Origin of the sequence: Thermobaculum terrenum ATCC BAA-798, from assembly GCF_000025005.1 — a bacterium.
GTDB classification, from domain to species: domain Bacteria; phylum Chloroflexota; class Chloroflexia; order Thermobaculales; family Thermobaculaceae; genus Thermobaculum; species Thermobaculum terrenum.
Genome location: NC_013526.1, coordinates 138046 through 150033 on the forward strand (window position 1 = coordinate 138046; position 11988 = coordinate 150033).

The following is an 11988-nucleotide window of genomic DNA, read 5'->3' on the forward strand; positions in this document are numbered from 1 at the left end:
CATGGCGCTCTCGGAGCTGACCACGGCTGGGATTGCGCCCGTTCCGGGCATCCTGGATACGCTGCGGGAGGTTGCTGCCAGGGACCGCTTCCTGTCGGCCCTGGCAGGCCACCAAGCCGGGGAAGGCTGGATGCCGCTGGAGGATCTGCCCACCTCAGGGATGGTAGAGCGCCAGATGGTGGGCCTGGGGGAGTCCTACGGCACGAGGGACCGAAGGGTCATCGCCTCGATGCTGGTGCTGCGGTACGGCTGGTACCTGGCCGCTCCCCTGATAGGGAGCTACATGCTGGAGGGCAAGGTGCCGCGCACCACCGGCAACGTGGAGGTGCAGCCCTGCCCCGACGGCACCCTGCTGGTGGCCTTCCTGCGGGATGCCGGGGCAGTGATCGAGGGCGACCCCGCGGAGTCCTTGCCTGAGGTGGTGGCTGTGGGGTCCCGGGAAGAGCTGCGTGCTGGGCTGAGGCGAGAGCTGGTGGAGGCCCACGAGCCGCTCGTGGCGCTCCTGGGAAGGGTGACCCCTTTCAGCACCCGCACCCTCTGGCGCATGCTGGCCGACCGCTGGGGGGAAGTGTGCGCCTGGGTGGGGACGGTGATGGGCGACCCTCAGGGCTGCGCGCTCGAGGGCCAGCGGCTGTTGGAGCTACCCGGGGCACCCTGGCGCCGGCCGCCGAGCTTCGTCTACCTGGAGCACGCCGGCAGGGGACGAACCTTCCTGGCGCGCGCGACCTGCTGCTGTAGCTACAGGCTGCCGGGGGGTGCCAAGTGCAGCACCTGCCCGCTGCTGCCCGAGGAGGAGCGAATGGCCAAGATGCTGGCCGCACTGGAGGGGTCGGAATGACGGCGGTAAGCCTGACCAGCACCATCGGCCTGCGGCGCACCCGGGGGGTGCTCGCGCTTGGGCTGCTGGTGGGGTTGGGCCTGCTGCTCGCCACGATGCTGCTGAGCGTGCTGTTCGGCGCCGCCGACATCGGCCCATCTGAGGTGCTCGCGGCACTGCTCCACCCAAACGACTCCACCGAGCATCTGATCATCCGCACGCTGCGGGTGCCCAGGGCGGTGGTGGCCGTGCTGGTGGGCGGGGCGCTGGCCGTGGCGGGGGCCATCATGCAGGGCATCACCCGCAACCCGCTGGCCTCCACTGACTTGCTGGGGATAAACGCCGGCGCGGCCTTCGGCGTGGTGGTCGCGGTGTACCTGCTGGGGGTATCGTCCCTGCTGGTGTACGCCTGGTTCGCGCTGGCCGGGGCGCTGCTGGCCGCCGCGCTGGTGTACCTGCTGGGGTCGCTGGGAGGGGGAGCTCCCACCCCCATGAGGCTCACCCTTGCCGGGGCGGCGCTCACGGCGCTGCTGGGCTCGCTCACCACGGCGGTGCTACTGCTGGACCAGCGCACCCTGGAGCAGGTGCGCTTCTGGCTGGCGGGCTCGGTGGCCGGGCGTGACCTGCACCTCATGCTGCAGTCGCTGCCGTACATAGGCTTCGGGCTCGTGCTGGCCCTGCTGCTTGGCGGGCAGATAACCCTGCAGACTCTGGGGGAGGAGGTGGCCAGTGGCCTGGGGCAGAGGACCACTCTGGTCAAGGCGCTGTCCACGCTCGCGGTGGTGATGCTGGCCGGCGGAGCGGTGGCAGTGGCCGGGCCGGTGGGGTTCGTGGGTCTGGTCATTCCCCACGTGGTGCGCTTCTTCGTTGGCGTGGACTACCGATGGGTGCTGCCCTACTGCGCCCTTGCCGGGGGGATGTTCCTGGTGCTGTCCGACGTGGCGGCGAGGATGGTGCTGCGTCCGCAGGAGCTGCCGGTGGGCGTCATGACCGCGATCATAGGCGGGCCCTGCTTCGTGTACCTTGTGCGATGGAAGGTGAGGAGATGAGCGGGCGCTGGGTGGTGGTCAGGGCCGGTCATGGGGTGTCTTTCAGGCTAGATAGGCGGGTGCCCTTTGTCCTGCTGGCGCTGGCGGGGCTCACCTGCGCCGGCCTGGTGCTAAGCATCGGGGTGGGGGAGTACAACATCTCCCCACTGGACGTCGTCAGGGCGATCCTAGGGATGCAGACCGGCGACCCTCAGCACCCGTTCGTGGTGAACACCCTGCGCCTGCCCAGGGCGCTCGTGGCGCTCATGGTCGGCTTCGCCCTGGGGGTGGCGGGGGCCATCATGCAGGGCATCACGCGCAACCCGTTGGCGTCGCCCGAGCTGACCGGCGTGGTCGCGGGAGCCTCGCTCGCCGCCGTGACGCTGATCGTGCTTGTGCCCTCGGCATCGATCTCTCTCCTGCCGCCCGCTGCGCTGGTGGGCGCCGCCGTGGTGGCCGCTGGGGTGTACGTGCTTGCCTGGAAGGGGGGAGATTCCCCCATCAGGCTGGTGCTGGTGGGGGTGGGGTTGACCTCGGTGCTGGGGGCTTTGACCACCCTGATGGTGACCTTCGGGGACATCAACCAGGTCAGCCAGGCCCTCGTGTGGCTGACCGGCAGCGTCCACGGCAGGAGCTGGGAGGAGGTCAGGGCCATGCTGCCGTGGCTGTTGCTGCTCCTGCCGGCGGCGCAGCTGATGGCCACCAGGATAGACTTGCTGGCGCTGGGCGAGGAGGTCGCCCGAGGTCTGGGGAGCAGGGTCGGCCTGGACAGGGCCATCCTGATAGCCTTGGCCGCCGCCCTGACGGCGGCCTCCGTGGCGGTCGCAGGAGCTGTGGGGTTCGTGGGGCTGATGGCCCCCCACATCGCCCGCAGGCTCGTGGGCAACGGCCACCAGGGGCTGCTGCCGGCCGCCGGCCTGGCTGGAGGGCTCGTGATGGTGCTGGCTGACCTCGTGGGCAAGACCGTGTTCGCGCCGATAGAGATCCCGGTGGGGGTGGTGACCGCGGCCGTCGGGTCGCCGTTCCTGCTGTACCTGCTGTACAGAACCGCACGCTATGGAGGCAAGCTATGAGGGAGATACGCGTTGAGGGACTGCGTCTGGGCTACGACAAGCTGGACATCGTGACCGGTCTGGACGTCCTGCTGCGAGGTGGGGAGATAACCGCCCTGGTCGGGCCCAACGGCTGTGGTAAGTCCACCCTGCTGCGGGGGATCGCCAGGATTCTCAAGCCGCGGGCGGGGACCGTGTACCTGGACGGTCACTCGGTCCACAGGCTGCCTACCAAGGAGCTGGCCAGGAGGCTGGGCATCCTCCCCCAGACGCCGTCGGCACCGGAGGGGATGACGGTGCGCGAGCTGGTCGCCCAGGGGAGGTTCCCGCACCAGGGCTGGCTGCAGCAGTGGAGCGCCAGGGACGAGGAGGCGGTGCATCGGGCGCTGGAGATCACAGGGATGCTGTCCTTGGCCGATCGAGTGGTGGATGAGCTCTCGGGCGGCCAGCGACAGCGGGCTTGGATCGCGATGACCCTGGCGCAGGAGACGGAGGTGCTCCTGCTGGATGAGCCCACCACCTTCCTCGACATGGCACACCAGCTGGAGGTGCTGCAGCTGCTGCAGCACCTCAACGGGCAGGAAGGCAGGACGATAGTCATGGTGCTGCACGACCTGAACCAGGCAGCCAGGTACGCGCACCGCCTGGTGGTGATGTCGCGGGGCGAGGTGTTCGCCGCCGGCAGCCCTCGAGAGGTGATAACTCCCCAGATGCTGCGGGAGGTGTTCGGGGTGGAGGCCAGGATACTGGTGGATCCAGAGAGCGGCGCCTCCTACTGCCTGCCCCTGGGGCTCTGCAGCCGGGAGGCGCACCCTGCCCCGGCGCTCGACGGGGCGATGCTGACGCGGCCCTAGCACGGGAGCTGCAGGCGAGAGGAGGTTTGACAGATGAGTTGTTAAGCTTTATCATTAGGGCGGGCTAATGTTTAGATTTGGATATTCTGAACATAGATAGGTGGTCCGCCCTAAAACAGGTCGTTTATCGCATGCACGCTGAACAACATCTCGGAAGGGGGTACATGCAATGGTCGGACCATCTCTCAGGATACTAACTCGACGTCTGGTGGCTGTCTCGATGGCGGGCCTGCTGATGGTAGCCTGTGGCGCCAACGAGAGCAGCACGCCCACGGTTTCCGTAGGCGCTTCCTCACCATCACCTTCACCCGCGATGGAGGCGGAGGCCTCCCCCACACCCACCATAGGGGTGGTAGAAACCCCTCACTCGGAGCACGGTGCTGAGAGCGGGTCAGCCTCGAGCGACGAGACCGTGCGCGTCGTGAGCCAGCTGGCGCAGATGTGGGGGCACCTTGAGGCCAGCGCCGCCAACGCAGATGCCGGCAACTGGGCCATGGCGGGCACCCATGCCGGGCACCCGGTAGGTGAGTACTGGGACGCGGTCAAGGGTACATTGGCGGAGGCCGGCGTGGATCAGGAGGTGCGCCAGGCTCTGGATGCGTACCAGCAGGCGGTGGACGATCGTTCCAACCAGATAGACGCCAGGCTGCAGGACGCTCGTAAGGCTCTGCAGGACGCCATGAGCGCGGTCGCTGGCGAGGACTGGAACGATCCCAAGTTCAGGGGAGAGGTGCTGCGCGACCTGCTGGAGGCCGTGGAGCATGAGTACGGCGAGGCCGTGCAAGGGAAGAAGATAGCCAACCTCGAGGAGTACCAGGACGCCTGGGGGTTCCTCCAGGTGGCCGACGACCTCTACAGGGAGATAGCCGGTGATGTGAGGTCAGGCTCGGCCGAGGCTGCCGAGGAGATAGATCACGAGCTCGAGGAGCTGCGCAAGGCCTTCCCGCAGGTCACTCTGGAGAACGCGAGGGCTGAGCTCTCCCAGGTCGAGGAGGCCGTGGGCGAGGTAAGGGCCGAGCTGGCCAAGGCGCTGGGTATCCAGGTGAGCACCGCCCAGGGGCCAGAGGCCCAGGCGGAGGAGATCAAGGGCATGATGGAGGAGGCCCTGTCCGCCTACAAGGCCGGCAACACAGATGAGGCCTACGAGCACGCTGCCAACTCCTACCTGGAGGGATTCGAGCACATGGAGGGCGATCTCCTGCAGCAGGGACAGCGCGAGCTGGTGGAGGACCTGGAGCTCAAGTTCAAGGACCTGCGAGACGCCATCCGAGCCGGTAAGCCGGCGAGCGAGGTCGAGGCTATAGCTGAGGAGATCGAGCAGGGGCTCGATCAGGCGGTACAAGCTTTGAAGTAACTTGTCTGGGGGCGGATCATGCTGCGAGCTATCTTGAAGCTATCTGTGATGACGCTGGTACTGGTGGCGGTGCTATCGGCGCGTGGGCCGAGCGCCCTGGCCGCCAGCGAGCAGGTCGACGTGGAGCGAGAGGTAGCGGCCATCCGCTCCCTGATGGCTGAGAGCCTGGAGGCGTACCGTGCGGGCGACAGGGAGCGGGCCTACACCCTCGCCCGCGCGGCCTATCTGGACCACTTCGAGCTGGTGGAGATCCCCCTGCGCATAGTGGACTCCAGCTTCACGCTGGAGATGGAGTACAAGTTCGCGCACTGGCGCAGCCGGATAGAGGACGGGGCGCCCGTGGGGGAGATCGAGCAGATCGTCAGGGACATCGACGGAGGCCTGGACGAGACCCTGGCCCTGCTGCAAGGCCCTGGTATGACGGGCAAGGCGCTGGTCACCATAGCCTCCTTCTCCATCCTGTTCCGGGAGGGGCTGGAGGTCATACTGGTGCTCGCGGCGCTGTTCGGGTACGTGCGCACTCGAGACCCGCGGCTGCGCAGGCCCATAGCGTTGGGCGCCCTGCTGGCGATACCGGCCAGCATCGTCACCTGGGCGCTGCTCAGCTTCGTGCTCAACGTAGCGCCGGTGGGGAGGGAGCTGCTGGAGGCGGTGGTGTCGCTGGTGGCGGTGGCCTTCCTCTTCTACGTGAGCTTCTGGTTGCTGCAGCGCATGGAGGTGCGCCACTGGATGGAGTTCCTGCGGTCCCACGTGTGGGAGGCCGTGGCTGCCGGTAACGCCTCGGCGCTGGCCGTGCTGGGGTTCGTCAGCGTGTACCGGGAGGGCGCCGAGACGGCGCTGTTCTACCAGGCGCTGCTGTGGATGGCCGAGAACATGGAGGCGTGGATCCTGCTCGGGATCCTCCTGGCGACCGCCGTGCTCGCCGTCATAGGCTACGCTATCCTGTGGGCCGGCGCCAGGCTGCCGGTGAGGGTGTTCCTGACCACGGCCATGGTGATGGTCATGCTGCTGTCGGTGGCGATGCTCGGCAACGCGGTCAGAGAGCTGCAGGACGCCGACGTGATCAGCATCACGTCGCTGTTCGACACGTTCCCCAGGATCAACCCGTTCGTGGCGCAGTTCCTGGGCATCTACCCCACGGTGGAGACGGTGGCGGCACAGGTGGCGCTGCTGCTGGTGTACGTGATCGGCGGGGTGTACTTCTACCTTGGCCCCGCCAGGCGGGCCCGCCTGGCCGAGGCCCGCACCAGGCAGGCGTGAGTGTTTGGGAGGTGAGCAGGTTGAGAGCCAGGATAGGGATAGACGTGGGCGGCACCTTCACGAAGGCCGTGCTGCTGGACAGCGAGAGCGGCAGGTTGCTCCGCAAGGTCACGGTGCCCACCACGCACGACGCCGACACCGGGGTGGCCCGGGGCGTCGTGCAGGCCTTCCGGCGCGTGTTGGCGGCCGGCGACGTGAGCCCCGGGGACGTGGAGCTCGTGGTGCTCAGCACCACTCAGGCGGTGAACGCCCTGTTGGAGGGGGACGTGGCCACCGTGGGGATCGTGGCCATCGGCAGGGCCGGGGAGCAGCGGCAGGTGATCAAGCGCACCCGCATGGACAGGATACGCCTGTCGCCGGACAAGGACCTGCGGCTGCTGCACAGGTTCCTGGCCTCCGAGGACGCCTCCGACCGCTCGAAGGTGGAGCAAGCCCTGCTCTCCCTCGTGGAGGAGGGAGCGGAGGCCGTGGTGGCCAGCGGGGCCTTCAGCGTGGAGGACCCCTCGGACGAGTCCCGGGTGCTGGAGGCCGCCCGTCGCCTCGAGCTGCCCGCCACCGCCGGCCACGAGATGAGCGGCCTCTACGGCCTCGAGGTGCGCACGGTCACCGCAGCGGTCAACGCCAGCATCCTGCCCAAGATGGCCCGCACCATCACCTGGGTGGAGCACAGCATGCGCGAGACCGGGCTCACATCCCCCCTGATGGTGATGCACGGGGACCTAGAGGTCACGGGGCTTGCGGAGGCCCGTAGGCGTCCCGTATCGACGGTGCTCTCTGGGCCGGCGGCCAGCGTGGCCGGCGCCCTGCTGTACCACAGGGTGCTGCACGGTCTGTTCGTAGAGGTGGGGGGCACCAGCACGAACGTAGGGGTGGTCAGGAACGGGCGCCCCGCCTCCAAGTACGTGAGCATCATGGATCACCCCACCTGCCTGAAGTCGGTCGACGTCCGCGTGGCCGGCGTTGCGGGGGGAAGCCTCGTCCGCTTGAGGCGCGGGAAGCTGAGCGACGTCGGTCCCAGGAGCGCCCACATCGCCGGCCTGCCGTATCCCAGCTTCGTGGACCCCGCCCGGCTGAGGGACCTCAGGCTGGTCACGATAGCCCCGCGGCCGGGGGACTCGCCGGACTACGCAGTGGTGGAATCCGCCGCGGGGGAGAGGTTCGCTCTCACCCTCACAGACGCGGCCAATGCCCTGGGGATCGTGCCCGCAGGCGACTACGCGCTCGGCCGCCGCGAGTCGGCGCGCAGGGCCCTCGAGCCCCTGGCAGAGTACCTGGGGGTATCGGTGGATGAGGCCGCGAGCCGGATGCTGGACCTGGCCGCCTCCAAGGTGTTGCCCACCATCAAGGAGCTGCGCGAGGAGTACAAGCTGGGTGATTGCCCCCTGCTGGGCCTGGGGGGTGGGGCCAGCGTGCTCGTACCATGGCTAGCGAAGAAGTTGGATATGTCGCACCAAGTGGTGCCCAACGCCGAGGTCATATCCTCCATAGGGGTAGCAATGGCGCCTGTGGGGGTGGAGCTTGAGCGCAGCCTGGGGCGGGACGACCCTGAGCTGCTGAGCCGCTGGGTGCGCGAGGCCGAGAGGGCCGCTGTGGCGGCGGGGGCCGATCCAGAGACGGTGCGTGTGACCGTGGAGCCCGTGCCGGAGAGGTCGGCCGTGAGGCTCCGGGCCGTGGGCTCGGCCTACGCCCGCAGGGATGGCTGGACCAGCCTGGACGCGGAAGCCGCCAGGGGGCTGGCCGCGAGGGCCTTGGGGCAGACACCGAGCTCGATCGCGCTGATCTACGAGAACGCGCACTTTCGGGTGTTCCAGGGCGAGATCGTCAGGCGCCTGGGGCCGTTCCGTCGGGTGCGCAGGCCCATAGCCGTGGTGGACAGGGAGGGAGCAGTGCTCTTCACGGCCTCAGACGGCAGCTGGCAATGCTACAATTGGAGTGACATAGATAGCTGCAAGCTCCCGGTGGGCGATGGCAAAGGCGGCCTGCTGTCCTCACCTCCCAGGGTGGCCGTGCTGTGGGGAGGCAACCTGCTGGACCTGCCGCTAGGCATGTCGGGGCAGCTGCGCGAGGTGGTGCGCTCACTTCGCCCAACAGATGCCTCCGAGCCCATCTTGGTGCTTGCAGGATCTTCGAGCGATGCGAGGTAGTTGATGGCTGTATACAGCGGCAGAAGGCACAGGGCTACAGGGATCAGGATCGCGCTGGGCGTGGCCCTGCTGTTCATCCTGTTCATGCTTGGCGTCATATTCTGGTCGCTGCTGGGCCCAGGTAGCTCCCAGCAGATCCCGAACGCCCTCGAGACGATGTCCAACCAGATAGAGGTGATGAGGGTGTCCCACTACACCAGCGCCACCGTGAAGGACGGCAAGATCCTCAACCAGGGCGAGTACGAGGCGGCGCTGGAGGACCTGAAGCGAGCGCGCGAGGAATGGCGTGCTATCGGGGGCAAGATCGACTCCTCCTGGCGGACGCAGGTGGAGGAGGGCCTGGACGACCTGCAGCGCATGGTGGAGGGGAAGTACCCTGCCGATGATGTCAACGGGCGCGCCAAGGAGCTTCAGAACCTGCTCAAGCGCATCAAGCAGGAGTACAGCTAGGGCGCACCTCAAGGAGTCACCTATGGCCAAGCCAGCCACGATCCATACTCCACCCTCCTGGACCCTCGAGGCGCGCCGGTCGCTGCTGAGGGAGGTGCCGCTGTTTGCTGGGCTTTCGGAGGAGACGGTGGCAAGCGTGGCCCAGCGCCTGATGCCCCGCCGCTACCTACGGGGCGAGATGATCTTCGCGCGCGGCATGCCCGCGGACGCCTTCAACCTCCTGGCGGAGGGCAAGGTGAAGATCGTGCGGGAGACCGAGGAGGGGCGGCAGGTGATCCTCCGCCTGATCGAGCCCAAGCAGATGTTCGGTGTGTCGGGCGGCTGGGGCGAGATGCTGTACCCGGCCAGCGCCTACGCGCTGGAGGACTCGGTGGTCCTGCGCCTGGCGGCTTGGGAGTTCAACAGGCTGCTGTCCACCCACCCCGACCTGGCGATGTCGGTGATACGTGACCTGGGCAGGCGGCTGCGGCAGGCCGAGGAGAGGATCCTCGAGCTGCAGACCGTGGGGGTGGAGTGCAGGCTAGCTCGGGCCCTGCTGCGCATGCTCGAGGACAGCCCGGACGGCGTCACCATCAACCTGTCGCGGCAGGACCTGGCGGACCTCACGGGCACCACTCTCAGCACCACGAGCCGCATACTCAGCTCCTGGCATCGGCGAGGTATCGTGCTGGCGGGCAGGGAGCGCGTGAGGGTGGTCGATCTGGATGAGCTGGAGGGGATCGCCCTCCGCCCCTCGCAGTAGCCCCTGGCTGGAGCCCTAAGATCGCTCGGCGTAGCTCGCTATCTCCGCAGCCAGACGTCGGAGCTCATCCCTCAGCTCCGGTGGCTCCCTTACGACGAGCGGGTAACCCAGCCCCACCAGGAACCTGGCCATCCATGCCAGATCGTAGCTGTGGCAACGCAACACCACCCCCTCATCGGACTCCGTCAGCGTCCCCATCACGGGGGGTATCTTCTCCTGGGCACGCGCCATCGAGGTCTCCAGGACCACCTCCACGTACCAATCGTCGGGTATGTTGGCTATGGTCCGGACCACCTCCTGCAGCGGATCAAAGCCCTCGGGGCGCTCGAATGTCGCATCCAACATAGCTATGCAGAGGACGCGGTCCAGGCGAAAGAGGCGCTGTGCCCGTCGCAGGTGGCAGTAACCCGTGGTGTACCATCGACCGTCGCGGTACACAAGCCCGTAGGGGTCGAACTCGCGCTCGGTCTCCTCGCCGTTCCAGGCCCTGTAGGTCATCCTTACCCGTTGCTGCTTGTGCACCGCCAGGCTCATGGTGAGTATCACCGAGCTATCCGGCGGGCTCTCGGCAGGTGCAACGTCCAGGATCAGGCTCTCCTCCACGGCCTGCACCTGCTCCTGCAAGCTGGCCGGCATGACCCGGGACAGCTTGGCCAGTGCGCTCTCGATGGCGGGCGTGGCGGCGCCCAGCGCCGACCTCCTGGACAGGAGCAAGCCCAGGGTCAGGGCCAGCGCCTCGTCCTCGGTGAACATCATCGGCGGCAGCTTGTACCCCGGCCTCAGCCTGTAGGCCCCGTAGCGGCCGCGCTCCCCCTCTATCGGGATGCCCAGGTCCTGGAGCATCTCTATGTATCTGCGGGCGGTCCTCACGTCCACCTCCAGGCGCCTTGCGAGCTCGGCCCCGGTCATCCGTCCGTGAGCCTGCAGGAGCTCGAGGGCTGCCAGGACGCGGGTAGTTGGATGGTACATGAGTTTTATTTTCTCCTGATATCGTCCTAATTAGGACCGTTTATGCCAACTTTTAGTGCTAGGCTGGTGTTGGTCGCGTGAGGTGACACACGATTATAGCTTGATCAAAGGTCTGGTTAGGAGGTATCGCATGCACGATCTAAGAGGGGCCGAGGTGGCTAAGGAGAGGCAGGCTTCTCTCCTGGCGGACGTGGAGGCGCACCGCCTGGCGCGGCTGGCCCAGGATGATAGCGGTGCCCCCACGCGCTATGTGCTTGGGTCCCGCCCTGCCGGCTGTCTCATGAGGTTGATGCGCGCTGCCAAGTGGCCGGCAAGGCGCTTCTACAGCGCGATCATGATCATCGACCTGTGAGCGATCTGCGCCACGGAGAGGCGGGCGGGAAGGCGCCCGAGGGGGCGAAGGGAGGGGGACCTCCCTTCGCAGCCTAATTAGAAGCCCTTGATGGCCCCGGCGGTCAGGCCCTCGATGAACTGCCTCTGGAAGATGAAGAACACGACTATCACGGGCAGGGATGCCAGCAGCGCGCCAGAGAGCAGGATCCCGTACTGGTAATCGTAGGGCCCCACGAGGGATGCCAGCCCCAGGTTGATGACGAACATCGAGGGGTTAGTGGTCACGATCAGCGGCCAGAAGAAGTCGTTCCACAGGCCGGTGAAGGACAATATGGCCAGCACTGCCAGCCCCGGCCTCACCAGCGGCAGCACTACCCTCCACCATATGCCGAACTCGCTGGCGCCGTCTATCCGGGCGGCATCAAGCAGCTCGTCGGGCACGCCTATGGTGTACTGGCGCATCAGGAAGATGCCGAAGGCGGTCACGGCGCCGGGCACTATCAGCGCCTGATAGGTGTTGAACCAGCCTAGCGCCCGTATGATCTGGAACTGGGGCACGAGCAGCACCTGGAACGGTATGAGCAGGGTCAGCAGCATCAGCGTGAACAGCAGGTTGCGGCCCCGGAAGTTGTACTTGGCGAAGGCGTAGCCCGCCAGCGACGCGAGCAGCACCGAGAGGACCGTGCCCACGCCCGCGACGATCGCGGTGTTGAGGTACCACCGGCCGTACGGGAACTCCGAGAGGAGCCGCTGCATGTTGTCCCACACCCACACGCGCGGCCAGATCGTGAGGGGCGTGCCGAAGATCTCGTCGTTGCGCTTGAAGGCGCTGAACGCCATGTAGATGTAGGGGATGGCCGTGAGCACCACTATCATCAGCATGACGATGTTGGTGATGATCAGGCCCAGGTAGAACCTCAGCCTGTAGGCCGAGACGCCTCCCTTGACCTTTGCCCTGGTTGCGGTCGTCTCAGTAGTTGCCATG

12 protein-coding genes are annotated in these 11988 nt (G+C 67.1%); 10 read left to right on the forward strand and 2 right to left on the reverse strand.

Annotation, left to right across the window (positions count from 1 at the left end):
* Position 1 precedes the first annotated feature (1 nt).
* The 9 genes from TTER_RS10220 to TTER_RS10260 all read left to right on the forward strand — a co-directional run bounded on the left by TTER_RS10220 (position 2) and on the right by TTER_RS10260 (position 9701).
* Positions 2-838 carry a (2Fe-2S)-binding protein gene (locus tag TTER_RS10220; RefSeq protein ID WP_012875947.1) on the forward strand — a complete coding sequence of 279 codons (837 nt, stop codon included), beginning with the start codon at positions 2-4 and terminating at the stop codon, positions 836-838.
* Positions 835-1866 (forward strand): FecCD family ABC transporter permease, encoded by a 1032-nt coding sequence (locus TTER_RS10225; RefSeq protein WP_012875948.1) that lies wholly within the window; start codon positions 835-837, stop codon positions 1864-1866. Before TTER_RS10220 ends, TTER_RS10225 begins: the two co-directional genes overlap by 4 nt.
* The gene (locus TTER_RS10230; protein WP_012875949.1) at positions 1863-2918 is read left to right on the forward strand and encodes a FecCD family ABC transporter permease; all 1056 of its coding nucleotides are present in this window, start codon (positions 1863-1865) and stop codon (positions 2916-2918) included. The genes TTER_RS10225 and TTER_RS10230 overlap by 4 nt, the downstream gene beginning before the upstream one ends.
* Positions 2915-3751: an ABC transporter ATP-binding protein gene (locus TTER_RS10235; protein ID WP_012875950.1), complete on the forward strand. Its 837-nt coding sequence runs from the start codon at positions 2915-2917 to the stop codon at positions 3749-3751. Before TTER_RS10230 ends, TTER_RS10235 begins: the two co-directional genes overlap by 4 nt.
* Before the next feature lie 169 nt (positions 3752-3920).
* Positions 3921-5105: a hypothetical protein gene (locus TTER_RS10240; protein ID WP_012875951.1), complete on the forward strand. Its 1185-nt coding sequence runs from the start codon at positions 3921-3923 to the stop codon at positions 5103-5105.
* 18 nt (positions 5106-5123) lie between these two features.
* Positions 5124-6365, forward strand: a complete 1242-nt coding sequence (locus TTER_RS10245; protein ID WP_012875952.1) for an FTR1 family iron permease — start codon at positions 5124-5126, stop codon at positions 6363-6365.
* Between the two features lie 20 nt (positions 6366-6385).
* The gene (locus TTER_RS10250; RefSeq protein WP_012875953.1) at positions 6386-8509 is read left to right on the forward strand and encodes a hydantoinase/oxoprolinase family protein; all 2124 of its coding nucleotides are present in this window, start codon (positions 6386-6388) and stop codon (positions 8507-8509) included.
* Between the two features lie 3 nt (positions 8510-8512).
* Positions 8513-8959: a hypothetical protein gene (locus TTER_RS10255; RefSeq protein ID WP_012875954.1), complete on the forward strand. Its 447-nt coding sequence runs from the start codon at positions 8513-8515 to the stop codon at positions 8957-8959.
* Between the two features lie 22 nt (positions 8960-8981).
* Complete coding sequence (locus TTER_RS10260; RefSeq protein WP_012875955.1) at positions 8982-9701, forward strand: Crp/Fnr family transcriptional regulator; 720 nt, start codon at positions 8982-8984, stop codon at positions 9699-9701.
* 15 nt (positions 9702-9716) lie between these two features.
* On the opposite strand, the gene TTER_RS10265 is transcribed toward TTER_RS10260, so the two are convergent.
* A complete protein-coding gene (locus TTER_RS10265; RefSeq protein WP_012875956.1) occupies positions 9717-10670 on the reverse strand; it encodes a helix-turn-helix transcriptional regulator in 954 nt (317 codons plus the stop codon).
* 130 nt (positions 10671-10800) lie between these two features.
* Here TTER_RS10265 and TTER_RS10270 point away from each other — a divergent pair, with 130 nt between their 5' ends.
* Complete coding sequence (locus TTER_RS10270; RefSeq protein ID WP_012875957.1) at positions 10801-11022, forward strand: hypothetical protein; 222 nt, start codon at positions 10801-10803, stop codon at positions 11020-11022.
* A 77-nt stretch (positions 11023-11099) separates the two neighbouring features.
* On the opposite strand, the gene TTER_RS10275 is transcribed toward TTER_RS10270, so the two are convergent.
* Entirely contained in the window at positions 11100-11987 is an 888-nt protein-coding gene (locus tag TTER_RS10275; protein WP_012875958.1) for a carbohydrate ABC transporter permease, read from the reverse strand.
* Position 11988 lies beyond the last annotated feature (1 nt).